The organism is Cellulomonas sp. NPDC055163 (assembly GCF_053607065.1).
Genome location: NZ_JBSGSU010000015.1, coordinates 43,274 through 61,790 on the forward strand (window position 1 = coordinate 43,274; position 18,517 = coordinate 61,790).

Annotated in this window: 14 protein-coding genes; 7 read left to right on the forward strand and 7 right to left on the reverse strand. The window is 72.1% G+C overall.

Annotated elements, in window-relative coordinates; genetic code table 11:
• Nucleotides 1-22: 22 nt before the first annotated feature.
• The 5 genes from ACWFNE_RS20365 to ACWFNE_RS20385 all read right to left on the reverse strand — a co-directional run bounded on the left by ACWFNE_RS20365 (nucleotide 23) and on the right by ACWFNE_RS20385 (nucleotide 4,865).
• Nucleotides 23-1,531: an SCO6880 family protein gene (locus tag ACWFNE_RS20365; protein WP_452124246.1), complete on the reverse strand. Its 1,509-nt coding sequence runs from the start codon at nucleotides 1,529-1,531 to the stop codon at nucleotides 23-25.
• Nucleotides 1,518-3,086 (reverse strand): hypothetical protein, encoded by a 1,569-nt coding sequence (locus tag ACWFNE_RS20370; RefSeq protein ID WP_452124247.1) that lies wholly within the window; start codon nucleotides 3,084-3,086, stop codon nucleotides 1,518-1,520. Before ACWFNE_RS20370 ends, ACWFNE_RS20365 begins: the two co-directional genes overlap by 14 nt.
• Nucleotides 3,087-3,167: 81 nt before the next feature.
• Entirely contained in the window at nucleotides 3,168-3,914 is a 747-nt protein-coding gene (locus tag ACWFNE_RS20375) for a hypothetical protein (RefSeq protein WP_452124248.1), read from the reverse strand.
• Nucleotides 3,915-3,927: 13 nt separating this feature from the next.
• Nucleotides 3,928-4,218 carry a hypothetical protein gene (locus ACWFNE_RS20380; RefSeq protein WP_452124249.1) on the reverse strand — a complete coding sequence of 97 codons (291 nt, stop codon included), beginning with the start codon at nucleotides 4,216-4,218 and terminating at the stop codon, nucleotides 3,928-3,930.
• A 14-nt stretch (nucleotides 4,219-4,232) separates the two neighbouring features.
• Nucleotides 4,233-4,865: a DUF6668 family protein gene (locus tag ACWFNE_RS20385; protein WP_452124250.1), complete on the reverse strand. Its 633-nt coding sequence runs from the start codon at nucleotides 4,863-4,865 to the stop codon at nucleotides 4,233-4,235.
• A 136-nt stretch (nucleotides 4,866-5,001) separates the two neighbouring features.
• Here ACWFNE_RS20385 and ACWFNE_RS20390 point away from each other — a divergent pair, with 136 nt between their 5' ends.
• The 6 genes from ACWFNE_RS20390 (at nucleotide 5,002) to ACWFNE_RS20415 (ending at nucleotide 11,799) form a co-directional block, all read left to right on the forward strand.
• On the forward strand, nucleotides 5,002-5,274 hold the full coding sequence (locus ACWFNE_RS20390) for a helix-turn-helix domain-containing protein (RefSeq protein WP_452124251.1): 273 nt from the start codon (nucleotides 5,002-5,004) through the stop codon (nucleotides 5,272-5,274).
• Between the two features lie 22 nt (nucleotides 5,275-5,296).
• A complete protein-coding gene (locus tag ACWFNE_RS20395; protein ID WP_452124252.1) occupies nucleotides 5,297-5,854 on the forward strand; it encodes a hypothetical protein in 558 nt (185 codons plus the stop codon).
• A gap of 2 nt (nucleotides 5,855-5,856) precedes the next feature.
• Nucleotides 5,857-6,909, forward strand: coding sequence for a M23 family metallopeptidase (locus tag ACWFNE_RS20400; protein WP_452124253.1), 1,053 nt, complete (start codon nucleotides 5,857-5,859; stop codon nucleotides 6,907-6,909).
• Nucleotides 6,906-7,541: an FHA domain-containing protein gene (locus tag ACWFNE_RS20405; RefSeq protein WP_452124254.1), complete on the forward strand. Its 636-nt coding sequence runs from the start codon at nucleotides 6,906-6,908 to the stop codon at nucleotides 7,539-7,541. The genes ACWFNE_RS20400 and ACWFNE_RS20405 overlap by 4 nt, the downstream gene beginning before the upstream one ends.
• 528 nt (nucleotides 7,542-8,069) lie before the next feature.
• Nucleotides 8,070-9,887 (forward strand): MarR family transcriptional regulator, encoded by a 1,818-nt coding sequence (locus ACWFNE_RS20410; protein ID WP_452124255.1) that lies wholly within the window; start codon nucleotides 8,070-8,072, stop codon nucleotides 9,885-9,887.
• A 241-nt stretch (nucleotides 9,888-10,128) separates the two neighbouring features.
• A complete protein-coding gene (locus ACWFNE_RS20415) occupies nucleotides 10,129-11,799 on the forward strand; it encodes a hypothetical protein (RefSeq protein ID WP_452124256.1) in 1,671 nt (556 codons plus the stop codon).
• Nucleotides 11,800-12,596: 797 nt separating this feature from the next.
• On the opposite strand, the gene ACWFNE_RS20420 is transcribed toward ACWFNE_RS20415, so the two are convergent.
• Nucleotides 12,597-13,451 (reverse strand): ParA family protein, encoded by an 855-nt coding sequence (locus tag ACWFNE_RS20420; protein ID WP_452124257.1) that lies wholly within the window; start codon nucleotides 13,449-13,451, stop codon nucleotides 12,597-12,599.
• A gap of 569 nt (nucleotides 13,452-14,020) precedes the next feature.
• On the opposite strand from ACWFNE_RS20420, the gene ACWFNE_RS20425 reads away from it, so the two are divergent.
• Nucleotides 14,021-14,548, forward strand: a complete 528-nt coding sequence (locus ACWFNE_RS20425) for a ricin-type beta-trefoil lectin domain protein (RefSeq protein WP_452124258.1) — start codon at nucleotides 14,021-14,023, stop codon at nucleotides 14,546-14,548.
• 404 nt (nucleotides 14,549-14,952) lie between these two features.
• Here ACWFNE_RS20425 and ACWFNE_RS20430 read toward each other — a convergent pair whose 3' ends face one another.
• Nucleotides 14,953-17,202 carry a hypothetical protein gene (locus ACWFNE_RS20430; RefSeq protein ID WP_452124259.1) on the reverse strand — a complete coding sequence of 750 codons (2,250 nt, stop codon included), beginning with the start codon at nucleotides 17,200-17,202 and terminating at the stop codon, nucleotides 14,953-14,955.
• Between the last annotated feature and the right edge of the window lie 1,315 nt (nucleotides 17,203-18,517).

Sequence of the window (18,517 nt, forward strand, 5' to 3'; positions counted from 1 at the left end):
GCAGCGTTCTTCTTGCGGGGGCTCACAGCTTGTCCCGCAGCTCGGCGGGCACCTTCAGGTGCCGGGGCAGGACCAGGCCGAGGGGCAGGGCCGCGGTGAACGCGGAGTCCTGCGCCCCGTACACCGGCCGCAACCGCAACCGGGCGGTGGCGGCGAGGTTCGCGATCGCCGCCCGGGCGTCCGCGGCGCCCGCTGGGTCCAGGACGCTGGCGGTGACCAGCAGCCCGAAGTTCACCAGCCCCGCCCCCGAGGCTTCCTCACTTGCTGTGGCGGCCGCCGCACGGACGGCGATGATGTTGCGCGCCGAGGGCTTGGCGGTGGAGGTCTGCCGGAACTCCGCGGCGCGCAGGTCCGCCTCGACGATCGCCGCTGCGCGGGCGGGGTCGATCGGGCGGTAGAGCAGGGTGACGCGCTTGCGGGCGATGTCCCGGTGCGGGGCGAGCAGGCGGGCCAGGACCCCGGACTGGACGGTGCCGTGCGGGGCCGAGGTCATCGACCACGTCATCGAGACCGCCGAGTCGTGCCGGTAGGCCTCCCACGTCGTCTCGTGCGCGCTCGGGCCGACCTCGGGCCAGGTGAGCTCGGGGGTCTGCCCGGCGGCGTGGGCCTCGTCGATCAGGGCCGCGGCGGCCGGGTCGCAGGCGACCCGGATGACCTCGCACAGCTCCTGGGCGGACAGGGGGTGCGCGGCGCCGGCGCCGGTGGCCTGCAGGCTCCCGGTCAGGCCCGGGACCCGGGAGGCCAGCTCGCGGCCCATCTCCCCCGGGGTGCGCTTCTTGCCGCCGGTGCGGGGGGCGGCGGTGAAGGTCAGGGCGACGTAGGCCTTCACCGTGGAGGATCCGACGGGGTAGCGCTCGACGACCTCGGCGAGCATCTGCCGGGCGAACGCGGGGGCGTTCGGGTCGATGTTCATCTCGACCTCCCGGCGCAGCCGGGACCCGGAGTCCGGGGCGGTCTCGATCGTCACCGACGCCGCTTCCAGGGACGGCTCGTCGGCCAGGGTGGCCAGCCAGTGGCCCCAGTCGGCGACCCAGGCGTCGATCTGCTCCCGGTCCACCAGCGCCGCCCCGTCGGGTTCGGTGCCGATGACCAGGCTGTAGTGCCCGGTCGCGGGGACATGCAACAGCGCGAACGCCCGCCCGTAGGAGTCGGTGTGCTCACTCAGCCTCGACGGCGCCGCGAGGCCGGGGAGCTGGAAGGTGCCCCACAGGGCCCGCCCGAGCGGGCCCGACCGGTACAGGTGGGAGCCGCGGTTGCGGTTCACCGCCCACCCCACCCGGGTCGCCGCACGGGCCAGGAGGCTGCGCCCGTGGCGGTCCTTGCTCAGCAGGAACAGCAGGACCAGGCCCAGCGCGGCGCCCACGACCAGGCCGCGCAGGAGCCCGGCGATCATCACGGTGATCACCACGAAGATCAGCCCACCGAGCAGGATCGCGGTCCCCACCGATCCCAGGCCGAGCAGGCCCGGTGAGGTGGGGCGGCGCCAGTTCCCGTACGTGCGCGGTGCGCGGACCTCGTCAACGGCTGCCACTGGGCCCCTCCCCTTCACCGGTGCTGTGCTCCCCCAGCGCGCGGGCGGCGCCCGCGGCCGCCTGCCCGCCTGCCTTCGCTGCGTCCAACGCCACACCCGCCGCGATCCCGACAGGCCCCGCCGCCGCACCCGCCGCAGTAGCACTACCCGCGGCACCAGCACCAGCACCTGCGCCGGCCGCGCCCGCTCCGGCGCCGGCGGTGCTCGGGGCAGCCGCGCCCGTGCTAGTGCCGGCGCTCGACGTCCCGGTCTTCGCCGGGGCATTGCTGGCGGTGGTCTGTCCGGTCGGGGTCGTCGGGGACTGGCCGCCCGAGGTCGACCCTGGCGGGTTGGACGTCGGACCCGCGGTGCCCGGGTTCCCGGTCGCGCCCGGCTGCCCCGATCCGCTCGAGGCATCGGTCCCACCGCCCGAACCCAGGCGCCCCGCTGCAGCGGCGCCGGTGGGCAGCGCAGCCAGCGCCGCGGCGCCCATCGCGGCGCCGCCGGACCCGGAGGCCATCGCCCCGACCATCGGGGTCACGAACCGCATCAGCGCCGGCATCGCGAACAGGGCGATCACCATGAGCATCAGCCCGGTCAGCACCGACAGCAGCCCGGACCCGTCGTCGGTGAACAGGTCGGTGCCGGCGAGCTGGAACGCCGCGGCGTAGACGATCGCGGCCGCGGGCTTGTAGAGGATGAACGCCACCAACCAGGCCACGGCCTTGCGGAACCAGGTCCGGCCCATCTCGGTGTTCGTAGCCGCCGCCGCCAGCGGCAAGATCCCCGTAAGGATCACGAGCATCCCGGCCCGGGCCACCATCAGCAGGACCTGCGTGACGGACGCCATGATCGCCAGCAGCCCGAGGATGATCAGCAGCAGCGGGCCGAGCCCGGCACCGGCGCCGACGTCGGCCGGCATCTTCAGCAGCCGGACGATGTTCTCCCCGAAGCACGCACCGCCCGCGGTGAAGTCGCACTCCAGGGAGTTATCCAGGATCCACACCGCGAAGGAGTCCGCCGCGGCGACGAGCAGGTTGATGATCCCCACCCCGGCGCCCGCGACCACCACCAGGGTGACCAGGCTGCGCAGCAGGTCGCGGCCGGGTTCGGCGCGCTGCTCCCACGCCATCCGCAAGCCGCCGATGATCACCGACAGCACCGCCGCGGCGCCCATGTACCACCACAGGGACGACTGCAAGAACGCCACCGTGCCGGCCACCCGCTGGGGGCGATCCGGCAGCAGCGCGCCCACCAGGGAGCTCGCCGCCGACACCAGGACCACGGCCGTCAGGACCAGGCCGATGCGCCCGACCGCTGCGATGCCCTCACCCGACCGCATCCGTGTCGCGATCAACCCACCCAGGATGAATAGCGCGATGAGCGCGATCGCCAGCGAGATCCAGGTGATGTAGCCGAGGACCGTTGTGATGTTGCCGGCGTTCCCCGCGCTCGAGCCTGCTGCGACCGATGACCATCCGCCCGTGCTCGTCAGGTTCGGGGTGCCGATGTTGACCCACACCGTGCCCAGCGACGCCACAGCGCGACCGACCGCCTCGATCACCGCCTTGGCCATGTTCTCGATCGCGTCGTTCGCAACCGACTCGACGGCATCGCCGACGCAGTCGGTTGGAGTGAGCCACCCGCAGGCCATCGGTCAGGCCCCCCAGGCCACGTAGCCTGCGAGATCAGGGATCGCGGCGAACTTGAAGGGCGTCTGAGTGGAGGCATCGAGCTTCCAGTCGCCCGCCTCCCACACGAGTTCGTAGACGAACGAGCCCACGATCGCGGTGCCGTCTGAGGAGCCCCGGACCGCTACATCGACTGTCGCGGCGTCTCCGTCGAAGGCCAGCATGCGGAAACCGGCGATGTTCATGCGCACGTCGGAGTCGGACGAGGGCTGGCCAGCCTCGCTCAGGATGCTGTCGCGCTGCGGCCCAGACGAGACGAAGTAGCCAGCCCATGCTGCCGAGTGAGTCGGATCGGTGGCCTGGACGAGTGCGTTTGCGGCCGCGAACAGAGCCCCCTCCGGAGACTGCTGGAAGCAGTGGCGAATACCTTCGGTCGTCGTCGCGGCAGGGCCGAACTCCGGCGAGGTCGGGTACGCGGTCGTGCCCTGGAAGGCCCACTCCGCGGCCGGTGCCATCGTGACCGTGCCGGTGGTCTCCACGCCGTCAAGCCCGCAGATGCTCGCGTCGGTACCCGCTGTGCCGTCATCGGCGGTCGGGCTGGGTTCCGCGGACGCGGACGCTGTGGGCTCGGGAGGCGCGGCGTTCGCGTCGTCCTTGCTGAGAGCGCGGATGGCCAGGGCGGCACCGAGCATCACGACGATCGCCACGACGATGGCGGCGGTAATGAAGGAGGGTCGGGTCCAGGGGCTGGGCTCGGTGTCGTTGGTCGACATCGGTCGGTTCCGCTCAGGTGGCCAGGAAGCTGACCATGGAGAAGGCGCCGCTGATGACGACGACGCCGCCGAGGGCCATGCCGATGCGTCCAGCGTGCTCCCCGCCCTCTCCGCGGCGGGAGTTGATCGACATCATCGCGCCGGCGGCGATGAGCCCGGCGATGCAGACGGCCAGGGCGATCCACTTGGCCCAGCTGAGGATGTCGGTCAGGCCCTGGGTGCCGGGGGGCTGGACGGCGTCGGGGTCGGGGATGGCGGTGATCACCTGCGCGGTGGCGAGGGTGACGGTGGACAGGATGCCCATGGAGGGTCCTCTCGTTAGCGGTTCGCGCCGGTGGCGGAGCCGTGGGGTGGGAGCAGTGCGGTGAGGTCGCGGGCGAGGTGGCGGACCTCGCGCGGGGAGGACTCCAGGTGCGGGTCTTCTCCGAGGCGCCAGGACTCGACCCAGGGCAGGTGCCAGGTCCGGGGCACCCCGCCGGAGACGAGGGCGGCCAGGTCGCGCAGGGGGCGCGGGAGGCGTCCGGGGGCGTCAGCGACGATGACCAGGCCGAGGAGCTCGGTGAGCGGGACGGCCCCGGCGGCCCACTGGGTCGCGGCCTTCTGGGCGGCCTGCAGGCCGGCGGTGTGGGAGCGGGCGACGAGCACGACGCGGGTCATGGAGTAGGACGGGTTCGTGCGCGGCCAGGCATGCCCGGCGGCGTTCCACCCCGGGACCAGGCGCCCGAGCGTGGACTCCCCCGCCCCGCCGTGCACCCCGACCCACCACAGGTCCGCGGTCGTGCCGTGGTCCCGGAACGGGAGCTGGTCAACCAGATCCGGCACCGCGATGCCCGACTGCGGAGCCGTGGGGCCGGTCGCGGCGACCGCGTCACGCGGGTCGGTGATGGGTACGGCGGGGCCGGCGTCCGTGGCGACGGTGCGCACGGACAGCCACGGGTTTGACTCGCTCATGACCTGCCCCCTGTTGCTGGCCCAAGATGTACCGCACGCCCCCGACACCTTTGGACGCCCCTGATGCCACCCCTACTGTCCCATAGTCGCCTAGTTGCTTGTAGTGTCTCATCGCAGCGGTCGGTGGTGGGGTCGCATGAGCAGGCTAGATGATCTGTTCGCCCCACTTCCGACGCATTTGACCGTTGAGCAGCTCGGGCAGGTGCTGGGCGTGACGACGCAGACGGCCTACCGGTGGCTGCAGCGGGGGTACGTGCCCGGGTACAAGGTCGGGGGCGGTGAGGCGGGCCGGCAGGCGTGGGTGATCGTGCGCGACGAGGTGAAGGACCACCTCATCGCCAACCGCAACCGCCCCGTCGACGACCCGCCCGAGGACGGCGAGGACCCGGAGGGGCCGGCGGGCGACTGAGGTGAGAGGGCAGGGGACGCAGGTGAGCAGGACATGGGTCGCGGCACTGGGCGTCGGGGTGCTCCTGGCCGGGTGCGCCACCAGCGCTCCCGCCGGCCAGGACGGCACGCCAGGTGCGACGTCGGCGCCGCCGACGAGCAGCGCGAGCTCGAGCGGCGCGCCGACCCCGACGCCGATGGAGGTACCGCCGGGGACCGTGGAGTACCACGACGGGTCCCCCGTTCCACCGGGTGAGCCGGACCCGGTGTGGGACGAGGCCTCACGCGTTGCGGCGGTGGCGGCCGCGACCGGGGCGGTGGCGGCGTTCGCGCGCCCGGGCCTGCCGTACGAGCAGTGGTGGGCCGAACTCGCCCCGGCGCTGAGCGTGCAGGCGCAGATGGACTACCAGTACGTCGACCCCGCGAACGTCCCCGCCCGCGCCGTCACCGGCCCCGCGGTCCTGGTCGACGAGGCCAGCGCGTCGGTCGCCGGGGTACAGGTCCCCACCGACGTCGGCCCCTACACCGTGGTCCTGTCCCGGGCCAGCGCGGGCCAGGGATGGTTGGTGGAGCGGATCACCCCGCCCGAGGGCCTGGGCTGAGCGTGGCGAACCCCAAGCTCGGGCCCGTGATCGCCGTGGGCCTGATCCCGCTGACGGTGATCGGTGGGGCACTGACGTTCCTGCTGCTCGGCACCGCCGCCCAGGCCAGCACCTGCAACCCCACCGGCGGGCCGACCGTGGTGGTCGACCCAGCCACGGTCCCGCAGGGGTCGGTGGCCGGGTACAGCGGGGAGCAGCTGGTCAACGCCGCCTACGTCCTGCGCGCCGGGGCCGACCTCGGGCTGGGGGTGCGGGACCAGACCATCGGGGTGATGACCGCGATGGGTGAGTCGAGCCTGCGGGTCATCGACTACGGCGACACCGCCGGCCCGGACAGCCGCGGGCTGTTCCAGCAGCGCGCCAACGGCGCGTGGGGCAGCTACGAGGACCGCATGGACCCCTACATCTCCTCGACGAACTTCTTCCGCGCGATGATGCGCATCGAGAACCGCGAGTCTCTCGCCCCGACGATCGTGGCCCACCGCACCCAGCGGAACTCCGATCCGTACCACTACGAGAAGTACTGGGACAGGGCGGTGCAGATCGTCGAAGCCGTCACCGGCTCCCCCACGGGCCTGACCCCGGGCAACGGCGGCAACGTCTGCGCCGGCACTCCCGGGGTGCCCGGGGAGGTCAACCCCAACGGGTGGGCCCAGCCCTCCGCCGGGCCGCAGACCAGCGACTACGGGATGCGGTTCCACCCCATCCACCACGAGTGGCGCCTGCACGCCGGCATCGACCTCGACGGCGGCGGGTGCGACGGGCCCATCTGGGCCGCCAACGACGGCGTCATCACCCGCGCCGGCGAGGCGTCCGGGTACGGGCACGTCATCGAGATCGACCACGGCGGCGGGCTGCGCACCCGCTACGCCCACATGTACGCCAACGGGATCCTCGTCGACGTCGGTGACCGCGTCACCGGCGGGCAGAACATCGCCCGCGTCGGGTCCGACGGCACCTCCACCACCTGCCACCTGCACTTCGAGGTCTACCTCAACGGCGAGCACACCGCCCCCGAGGCCTACCTCGCCGCCGTCGGAGTGCACATCCGATGACAGGCGTCCCCGACTTCCCCCGCGTCACCGTCACCATCCACCCCGACGCCAGCGGCGAAGTCACCATCCAAGGGATCTCCCACCCCATCCCCGCCCGAGCCGACATCCCCGCCGCCCGGCAAGCCGCGCTCGGCATGGTCACGCTGCGTGCCGCGATCGCCCTGGGCCGGCCCGTCCGCGTCACCGCGCACGACCCCGACGGGACGTGGCCGCTGATCGTCCACCCCGACGGCCACGTCACCGCCGCCGATACACACCACTCCCCCGCCGAGCAGGCATCAGACCGCATGTTCCGGCTGCGCACCCGTGACGGGCGGACCAGCGAGCCCACGCGCTCAGCGCTGATCGGTCGCAACCCGCAGCCCGCCGAAGGCGAGAGCATCCAAACCCTGTTCGCCGTCCATGACACCGGACGCCAGGTCAGCAAGACCCACGCCCGACTCGACATCGACGACCGCGGCTCAGTCACGGTCACCGACCGCGACTCCACAAACGGCACCGCCATCCGCCTCCACGGCACCCGTCGGCCTCTGCGCGCAGGCGCCTCGCTCGTTCTCCCCCACGAGGCGACCCTCCTGCTCGGCGACCTCGAGCTCCTCGTCGAGCCGCTGACCGAGGAGTCACCGCGATGAGCAGCCGTCCAGGAAGAGCCGCGACACGCGGAGCAACTTGCCCAAAATCTGATTCGCGTCGGTGTTGGATGGGCCCATGGCTGGACCAGGGCGCCCCGGGCGCATCCACAAGGGGGATCGCGACCAGTTCATCACGCGTGTCGCACGCCCCGTTGGTGATGCCATCCGCGCGAAGGCTGCAGCGGCTGGCATGTCGTACACCGACTACGTCGCGGCGGTCCTCGCTGAACACGAGGGCATGCCTGAACTCGCGCCCCGGCCCGCTGCGGCCGGGCAGGGCGAGCTGCCGATCGTGAAGGGCGGTGGACAGCTCCAGAGGTCCGCATAGCTGGAGACAAAGCGAAGGCCCGCCCCCCGGAGGGGGCGGGCCCAATCCCAAGAGTTCCTCACCCTGATGCTTGCCGGCCCCAGGTGAAGGACTCCAGTCGACGCACCCTTCGGTGTGTCTAGCGCTTGGAGAACACGATAACCCGCGCGATCGATTCCGCACACCCGCGTCCGAGCGACACGCCGGGTGAACGCCCGTCGTTGGCGACCCCGCACGCGATGTGGTCGGCGTGCGCGGCCGGGATCGCGGGTACCCCGCGGATGCGGATCGGGGTCGTGAGCTCGCGGGGCCGGTTGGAGTACCGCAGCCGCGACGAGCGGCCCCTGACCCTCGCGCTGCCCAAGGCACCGGCCGCGGTGCGGGTGTACGGGCCGGACGGGTGCTGCGCGGCGCTGTGCCTGGACCTGGACGCCTCCCGCGGCGGCGCGAACGCGGTCGAGGCCGACGCCGCCCGCCTGATCGCCTGGCTGACCGCGCGCGGGGCGCGCGTGGTGACCGACCGCTCCCCCAGCGGCGGGATCCACATCTACGTCCCGCTGCGCGAGCGCGTGCCGTACGAGACCGCCCGGGAGATCGTCGAAGCCCTGGCCGCCTCACACCCCACCCTGGACGCTGGCCCGCACCGGTCGCTGAAGACCGGGTGCATCCGCCCCCCGGGCTCGGCGCACAAGTCCGGCGGCCACCAGACGCTGACCATGTCGCTGACGGCCGCGTACGACGTGCTGCGCCGCCCGAACGCCCCCGAGGTCCTCGAGGCGATCCGCACCGACCTCGCCGCGGAGATCGCCGCCTGGCACGCCACCCTCTCCCCCACCGACCCGGACGGGGCCGCCGGCGTCGCCGCGGCGCGCCCGGACGTCGACGAGGCGCCCACGGGGGCGCGGCGGGCGATCGGGGCGCGGGTGCGGCACATCGCCGAGACCGGGCAGTGGCAGGGCTACGGGTACGCCTCGGCGTCCGAGGCCCGCCAGGGCGTCATCACCGCGGCCGTGGCCGCCCGCTGGGAGCTCGCCGACGTCGCCGCCCGAGTCGCCGACGGGCGCTGGCCGGGACTGGCGGCCCTGTACGCCAAGTACGCCCCCACCCGCCGGCACACCTCCCTCGCCAGCGACTGGGCCAAGGCCCGCAGCTTCCTCACCTCGCAGCGAGCCGCAGGCGAGGGCGCGCAGAGCCCTACCGGTAGATCACACACAAGCCCCTCAGAATCACTAGCGGGGGGCTCCCCCCTCGGTGAGACGCAGGACGATCACGACCACATCCGCACCTGGCGCACCTTGCTCCGCGCGTTCGAGTTGCACCGCCTCCCCGGACGCCGCAACCACCTCGCCCGGTTCATCCTGCGAGCCCTCGGGGAAGCTGCCCACAAGACCGGCTCCCGCTACGTCGCGTTCGGGACCCGGTCCCTGGCGGTGGCCACCGGCACCGAGTACTCCTCCGTCGCGGCCGTGCTGCGCCGCCTGGCCGACGAGCCCGGCGGGTGGATCGACCTGATTGAGCCCGCCCGTGGGGAACGGGCCGACCTGTACGCCCTGACCATCCCGACCGACCTCGCCGGTACCGCCGCTGACCTGCGGTGGGATCGCGGGCATGCCTACGCGCTGCGGCCGGCGTTCCGTGAGCTCGGGCACGCCGCGGCGTTCGTCTTCGAGGCCGTCGAAGCCGGCCGCGCCCACAGCGTCAGGACCCTCGTGCCCGCCACCGGGCTGCACCGCGACACCGTCACCCGTGCCGTCGACGTCCTGGCCGCGCACGGGCTGCTCGAGCGCTCCCCCACCGGCCTGACCGCCCACCCCGAACGACTGCGCGCCGTCGCCGAGCTCCTCGGCACCCTCGACGCCGTCACTGCCCAGCTGCGCCGCTACGCCCGCGACCGCCAACTCTGGCGGGCCTACCTCGCTCGGCACGACCCCGAGCAGCGCGAACCCGCTGCCGGCGTCGTCGAGGACCTGTGGTGGCCCCCCGACGACGCGGAGGACGTCACCTGGACTGTCGGTCACCTGATCGCCCGCACCGCCTGACTGGCAGGTCCACGGGGGCGATTCTGGGTGCCCGCTCGGTCACCCGAGCGGACACTCACGGTCGGCTGCGAGGGCAGAGATCCGCTTTGTCGTTGAACCGGTGCGTTGGGCGATCCCACCCTGGACCGGTGCACGCACTCACGACGGAGGCTGGACACGCCACGGCGCCGAGCCGGGTGGGCCAGGTCCCGGGGGTGTCCGCCGGCAGCCCGGGCCGCCGCTCGGGCCCGCGGGTGTGCTCATGCTGCAGCGGCTCGCGGGCAACTCCGCGGTCGGCGCGCACCTGGCGCGTGGCCGGGCCGCCGCGTGCGCGCCTGGGGTCGCGGTGCAGCGTGACGACGATGAGTCGGGCGGGGGCTTCTTCGACAGCGTCCTGACTGCCGTCGGAGACGCGGCCTCGGAGGTCGCCGACACGGTCGGTGACCTCTCCTCCCAGGTCGCCGAGACTGTGGGCGAGGCCTTCAGCGACGTCGGGGAGGCGGTCGGCGACGTCGCGGCCGGCGCGACGGAAGTCGTGTCCGATGTCGCCGACACGGTCCTCGACACGGTCACGCCGGACCAAGGCGGCCCGAGCGGCGGGGGTGAGGCCGCCGGCGGCGGTCTCGGGGCGCAGGCGGCGGAGGCTCAGCGGCAACGCCTGCTGGCCGAGCTGTCCGGGCTGCAGGGCAGCCTGCCTGCGCAGGGCGTCGTGCTCACCCCGGGTGAGCTGGCGAGCCTGAACGGTCAGCTCGCCCGCCTGTCCTCGGTGACCGGGGCCTTCCTGCCTTCGCTTGCGCCGGCCGAGACGGCCGCCGCCGCCGTGGGGACTCTGCCGATCGCGCTGCCGTCGATCATCGCCGCGCTCGAGGCGATCGCGGCCGCCATCGCGGCGCTGACCGTCGGGGAGCTCCTGCTGATCGCGGCGGTGATCGTGGCGATCGTGCTGTTCATCGTCTCGCTGCTGCGGGGCACTATCGACCGGCCCGTTCCCCTACCGATCGAGGTGCCGACCCCGACGCCTGTCCCGGACGACGGGGAGGAGCCCCGCCCGGGACCGCGACCGCGGCCGGACGACCCGCCTCCACCTCCACTGCCGGTGCCCCCCACACCGCGCGTCGAGTTCGGCCCGGTCCGGGCACCCAACACACCGGTCCCCATGCCGGACCGGCTCCCGGACGGGGGCGTCGTGGACGTTCCCGTCCAGGTCACCGGCTGGAACCCGTCGATGGGCCCGATCGCTGTCGCCGCGGCCGGCCAAGGACGGGGAGGCACCGTCACCCTCGACGGCGCGCCCTCCATCCTGATCACGGACGCGACCACTTCGATCGCGGTCGCCGGAGACCGGCAGACACTCCCCCGCGCCGGAACCCCGCTCGCGCTGACCGCGACGCTCGGTGTCTTGCCCGTCGGTCGCAGCGCTGGCTTCGCGGTCGCGGCGATCATGCAAGACATGAGCACCCGGCTGCAGGGTCCGGTCGACGAGGCGAACGTCGGGATGCTCGCCCAGATGCGCTGGAGTTCGGATGGGCGCTCCATCAACTCCCTCGACGAGATCGAGTACGAAGAACAGGTCGAGCTCCTCGAGGAGGACGGCTGCTTCACCGGCACCGGCCTGGGCGACCACGGCGGGCTCCTGCTCGCCTCCCTCATGCCGTCTGACGACGAGCACAGCTCGCCACGCGCGGTCGTCTCCCGTGGACCCGGCAGACAGACGATCCGTCAGCTCTGGGCGTTCCTGGACAACCGCACCGGGTCCATCGGGATGACCGTGCGCGCATCCGGCTTCGTCATCACCCGCATAGTGGAAGAGGACCCCTCCCGACCCGGGAAGTTCCTCTTCCGTCTCATCAAGCAAGGACAGGCCGGTACCGTCGGCTCCAACACCGCAACAGCCGCAGCCGGGACCTCCGCAGCGACCGTGGCACTGCCATGACGGGGTCTGACGCCCCCCAGGTGCGGGTCGGTTCCGTGGGGACGAGGGCCGTGACGAGCGCCGTCGCGAAGGGTGCGACGACGCTCAGGGCAGCGATCGGGTGCGCAGCACTCCCGTGCGCACGCCCAGGTAGTTCAGGAATCGGTCGTGCGCGTTGACGTACTTGTCCGTCGGAACCCCGGTTGATGGCTCGCATGGCGAAGGCTGCGGCAACCAACGTCGACCGGGACGGAGCGCCGAGCGCCGCCTTCAGACCGAACTGCCGCTGTACCCAGGGTGCTCCCCCTTGCAGGCCACGAAGCTAACTTCCGAACGGCCGCCCAGTCCGGAACTGACCCGCGTTCCGCTCGAAGGGCTCCCCGTCGTTGAACTCCGTCGCCAGACGCGCCAACTCACGCTCGAGCGCCTCGTCAATCAGGGCCGCGAAGGAGCGATGCCCACCTGGACGGCCAGCGGTCTGCAGCACCGCCGTCTGCGCCCGTTGCCGCAGAGAAGTCCGAAGCTGAACGGTGACCGCCGACTTGGGGTCGGGCTCACTGGACGGCTCGAGAGTCATCGGCGACGCAGCGGACGACACGCGACGAGGACGCTTCACGGGGGTCGCGGCCCTAGGCGACTCTCCCGCCGGCGTCGGGCCATCCGGGGTTGGCGCGTCGGCGAGCGGTGCCTTCTCGACCGCCGGCGCCGCCGGCGGGTCCGGCACCGTGGCCGGCGTGCGCACCGGCTCGACCTCCACAGCCAACGGGCTACCAGCGCCGGGACGGCGACGTACGGGTGCAGCCATGACCAGTCCTCCCCTAGGCCGTCTTCAAGAAGCGGTCAGCGAACCGCGCACCAAGCACATCGAAGATCGCGGTCGTCTCACGACCCCGCGTATCGGTCCACGCCGCGAGCGACGCTGCAGCACTGTCAGCCTCAGCGAACCTCGACCACGCTGGCACATGGGACGGCGTGACCTCGACGTCTGAGCCGTCGAGCAAAGGACGAGTCGTCCGCAGATCCCACACCACGTCCCCGAACGTCTCAGCCAACCCTTCGAGCTGGAACAGGTGCTCCGCGGTCGGGCGGCGCATCGTCACCAGCACTCCCCCGACGCTCAAGCCGGGGTTCGCGAGGTCTGCTGCGTGCCGCACCACGAAGTCGCGCACGCGCACCGCCGCCTCGACAGCGTCGTACTCCGGCGCCGCCACGATGAGGACCGTGTCGGCAGCCGCCATCGCCATCTGGACGAGATGCCCAAGATCTGGCCGGGTGTCAATGAGGACGACGTCGTACTCCCCGGTCCACCCAGCCAGCGCCTTCTTCAGCCGGAACGTCGCGCCGACGACCCCCGCCTCGCTCTCGCGGTTGATCAGGTCGAACCGCGACGGGAGCACGTCTATGTGCTCAGCCTCCGCGGTCGTCCAGGCGCAGCCCAGCACCGCGCCCTCCCCTGCCCCGGCAGCCTCAGCCTTCAAGACCTCGGACATCGTCGCGAACGGCTCCTCCGGATCCCAGGTGATCCCCAGCCGCCTCGTGGCGTTCGCCTGCGGGTCCATGTCGACGACTAGGACCCGCCGCCCCGCTCGAGCGAGCGCGGCGGCGAGCTGCACCGTCACCGTGCTTTTCCCTACGCCCCCCTTGTTGTTCGCCACTACGGCAGTGACCGTCATCGCTCTCCTCAAGGCTTGTATGACAAGCAATGCTTGTGTTGCTTGTAAGTGTTACACGCCCTGCCCGCTGGTTGGTCGGTCCACTCGCCAAGCCGCAAGACTTGCAAGTAATACAAGTAATACAAGGAAAACAAGCAATACAAGCCTTGTGTTAGTCGGCTCATGGTCAGAGGGGTCAATGGGCACCGATCGCGGTATAAAAGATGCGATGCCCGGGCCTGCCTCGTGGTCCTGGCTGCGGGGTCGCGTACTGGGGCTGACGCGGTCTTAGGCACCGACCGGGACCCCGACATCTGCCTTGGCCGGGGTCCCGGTCGATCCGACGCAGCGCTGGCATGTCCGCGACGGCGGTTCCCGTGGTTGCGGATCCAATGCGTTGCAGCTCGCGGTGCCCGTCGGGGCAGCCATGCTCACGAGTGCGCCCGAGCACTTACGACCCAGTAGGTGACCCCGCTACGTTCGCTCACGGGTACCCGCTCCTTCGTCCCGCGCCGGCCGGGCTTGCCTCACGCCCCGGTGCCGGGCCTCGTTGCACGACCGAAAGGACTGCCGTGTACCCGTCTGCCTACATGCCCAACCCGAAGGCCGTCACACGACGTGCCATCACCGTCGTGGCGGCCTTTGCGCTGCTCACCGCCGGTCTCATGGCGGCCGCCGCCCCAGCAAGCGCTGAGGCGGGGGAGTTCTACAAGAGCTCGCGCTACGGCACCTGCATCTGGCCCAACTCCGTGCGCAACCCGGTCGAGGCCGTCACGAGTCGCTGCGCGCCCAGCACCGCCACCGACAACTGGTACGTCGACTACATCAAGATGAGCCCCTCGAACCACCGCATCGTCAAGCTGCGCAACGTCGAGACCAACGCATGCCTCGACAGCAACGCCGCCAACGCCGGAGGCGTCGTGTGGGTCCGGGGTTGCAACAACGGCGACTATCAGCGCTGGGAAGTGTTCAAGAACCCCGACAGCTCCATCACCTTCAAGAGCTGGGGCGCCTGGACCCTCCAGAGCCGACACCTCTGCATGCGCGCCCAGGCAGCCGACGCCAAGCTCGTCCTCGCCACCTGCAACGTCAACAGCACCGACCAGCGCTGGGTCTGACCTCCTCCGCTACGCGCTCCGTCCGCGCGGTCACCGGCAACGGGGGCCGCGCGGACTTGCGCATACTCCAGACCTACATCAGCCCGCTCAACGCGAGTTCGCGCCTGCCGCCGAGCGTGTGTCTCGTGGCGAGTCGCCCGAGAGGCTCCTAGCCGCTCGCGTCACCTCGAGCGGTGGGGGAGTGGGGTGCACTGCGGCCCGAGCTGCGCTCGCGCTGTCGGAGCCCCGCTGCGCGGTGCGCTGTGCCGCGCTGCGCGCGGGTGTTTGCCCCCTCCCGCCGCTCCATCATCGCCCGCGCGCCCTGGGCTGCACGCGGCTGCGCCGCCGGCCGGCGCCACGAGGTCGCGCGGCGGTCGCTGCGCTCCCTCATTCCGCGCGACCTCGGTCGACACCACCCTTTGGGCTCAGTAGAAGAACCCGACGTAGTCGACGATCACGTGAGCGCTTGCGCTGCGGGCTGACACGGCCATCTGTCCATCAGGGCCGGCGAGAACGGTCGTGGAGTTGGGTGCGTCCTCACCGGCGAGGTAGTTCACGGAGGATGTCCACGGGCGTGAGTTCTGTCCGTCCCAGGCGGTGAGGTGGCCAGGGCCGGTCGACTGCGTCGCGGTCAGGTTGATCACGTGAGCGCGGGCTGGCGGGAGGACGTCACCCGGAACCTCGAGGACTTCGTCGACCTTCACGCGTTCCCCGCTCCTGCGGGTGTCGGTGACCCGGGCAGTCTCGACGGGTGCGTACCGCAGGGCGTCGGGCTGGGTGCCGTCGTCGTACCAGCCCTGGACGTCGACGATGACTTCGGTCCATCCGGTGCTGTTGTTCCGCACGACGAACCTCGGAACGTACCCGGCCCACCAGTCGCTGCTCGTCCTGTGCAGCTTGACGGGCACGACGCTGTGATTGGCGATGGTCTGCCCGGCCGTAAAGTTCACGTTTGAGACGCCCGGGGCGGAGCCGTCCCCGGGCCAGGCGACGATGTGTCCCGCGGCGGTCGGCTCGGTGACGGTGATGTTCACGTCGACCGCCGACATGTCGGTCCACGGCGAGACAGTGACGGGAACCCACACCGACATCTCCTGGCCGGGCGCAAGCTTCGTCTCTGTGCCGACGTCGAGCCGGGTGTCGAGGTACCGCATCGGGACCCTGGGGTGGTACCCGCTGCCGTGCACGCCGTCGACATCGGAGTAGTAGCCCTGAACGTCCACGATGAGGTGGGTACTGCCCGAGTTGTTGTGCAGAGCGACCTGGCCGTCATCGCCGAGCGGAACCACGACGGAGTTCGGGCGGCTCTGCCCGGGGACGAGATTCACCGACGACGTGTCGGGGAGCGGGTCTCCGGCCGGCCAGACGCGCACGTGCGTCGCCGCGGTGGGCTCGGTGCCGGTGACGTTGAGGACGACGGCTTGGACGCCGGTCGCGGGGATGGCCCCGGACGCCGCGGGGTCGAAGCGGATCGACCCATCGGGACCGACCGGGCCGCGTCGCGCGCCCGTGCCGATCCGGGTGTCGAGCACGCGTGCCGGCTGCACCGGGACGAAGGTGCCCTCGGCGCCCTGCGGCACGGGCAGGGGGCCCGTCGTCACCTCGTTTGAGGGCGGGCTCTGACCCTCGCCCGCGACAGCCACGACTCGGTAGCTGTAGACCGCGCCCTCGTCGACGTCGGTGTCGGTCCACGGCAGCGTGACGCCGGTGGCCCTCTCGGCCTCGGGGCCGCCGTCGTCGCTACGCAGGACGCGATACGCGAGGGGACGCGGGGAGGTCACGAGACTGAGCTCGACCCCGCCACGCCGGGGGGTGGCGTCGAGCTCGGGTGCCGTGAGCTTCTCCACGCGGACGTCGACTTGCGCGTACGCGGCGCCGCGAGCCGTGCCGTCGGACGTGCGGAGCACGCCCTGGACTGGGTGGTCCGCAGCGGGGTGCGCACTGACGTCGATCGCGCAGGTGCCGCCGGGCGTGAGCGTGACCCCGGCGCACCCGTCGCGCTCGACGACGACCGGACGGTCGCTCGAGCCCTCCCAGGTCACCGGGCCGTATGTCTGGGGTCCACTGCCGTTGTTCGTCAGCGTCACCGTGCCGCGCGCCGTCTCACCCGCCACGACAGGTGCCGGCTCGAACGACGTCGAGCTCGTGTGCTGGAAGGGGACATCGCTGTTCCAGCGCACCGACCCGCGGACTGGCGCCGGGTCACCGGTGCACGTCAGTTCGTAGTCCAAGGCGAGGCTCGCCAGAACGCCCGCGGCGTCACGCGTGAGCGCGAGCACGTCGAACGAACCAACCTGCCAACGAGGGCAGCTCGTGCGGTGCGAGGAAACGGTCAGGCTCGCTTCGGGGTCTGGCCATCCCGACACGCGGTCGGGGTAGTGGGTCGGAGCGTAGTGCTGTCCCGCAAAGAGCCGAGGGCTGCTGAGCGGCGCGCGCACCACCACGACCGAGTCCGGGGTGTTCAAGATCAGAGCGTCGCGTCCATCCGCGGCGTGGGCCTCGGCCCGCACCTGCCACGTGGTATCCAGCACCGTCCGGTGCCCGAACCAGCCACCCTCGCCGAGCACGGTCACGGCGACCTGCGCGGTCACCGCAGTGGCGGGAACTACGGATGCAGCGACGAGGCCGACTCCGAGGACGAGTGCAGCTGCGGCGACGTGCGGGCGGTGCGGCATGAGCCGAGGGTAGGTCCGGAGCGCAGGGCTTCCTGCACGTCCGGCGGGTGACTTCGCCGAAGGTCGACGACGACGTCCAGGGCGCTCGCGCGCATGGAGTCGTGCCGCTCTACCCTGCGCGCTAAAGCTCCGTTGACGGCATCGAGCCGCCCTGCCTGACACCGGGCGGTGCGCCCTGCGGGCGCGCGAGCTCGCATGCGCGGTCGGCCGTACCGGTGGCGGGGTTGGGCCGGCGGCTTGCGGTGGCCGGTAGCACGACCGTCCCTCACGACAAGGCCGTCCCGCCCGGCGTCGGCGGGGTGGTCGGGGACGGTGCTCCGCACCCAGGACCAAGCCGTGGGGGAGTGGGGCCGGGCGGGACGGCCTTGCCGTGAGCCTCTGCCGGGCGTGCTACCTCGCGCCTGCCGGTGAGGCCCGAAGAACACGGGCGCTCACCGGCCAGCCAACCAGGCAGGCCAGACCACCACCCGCAAGGAGACCCACACCATGAATGCCACTGTTACCACTGCTGAGGTCGAGACCGATGAGGCGGCCCCGCTCGCTCCCGCGCCGGAGGGGGCGCGGCTCGTCGAGGTGGACCCCCGGTCGCTGCTGTTGGAGGCGAACGTGCGCACCGATGCGGACCTGGACCCGCAGTTCCTCGCGTCGATCAAGACCCTCGGGGTGCTGACCCCGGTCCTGGTGCAGGCCCAGGCGGACGGGCTGCACGTGCGGGCCGGGCAGCGGCGCACCCTCGCGGCGGTGGAGGTCGGCCGGGCGACGATCCCCGCGTACGTCGTGGACGGCGACACCGACGAGGCGCGCCGGATCATCGAGCAGATGGCCGAGAACGACCACCGCCGTGGGGTGAGCGACCGGGACCGGGTCGCGGCCTACCAGCAGCTGGCGCTGCTCGGGCTCTCGGCGGCGCAGATCGCCAAGCGCACCGCCACGAAGAAGGACCGCGTCACCGCTGCCCTGACGGTCGCGGCCTCGCCGGTCGCGGCCGCCGTCACGGCGAAGTACGACGTGACCTTGGACCAGGCGGCGGCTGCGGGTGCTCGTCGAGGCCCACCACGGGATGGCGACCTTCCAGGTCCAGACCTACCCCGACCGCGACACCCCGAACCCGGACGCCACGCGCGAGGCGTTCACCGTCCCGCACGCGCTGGGGGTGATCCTGCCCGCCCTGCTCTGAGCCACCGACGGGAGGCCGCCCACCCGCCCGGGTGGGCGGCTCACCCCGGGCGCGGGGCCGGGGGGGGGGGGGGGGGGGGGGGGGGGGGGGGGGGAAGGGGGGGGGAGGGGGGGGGGAGAGGTGGTGGTGAGGGAGGGA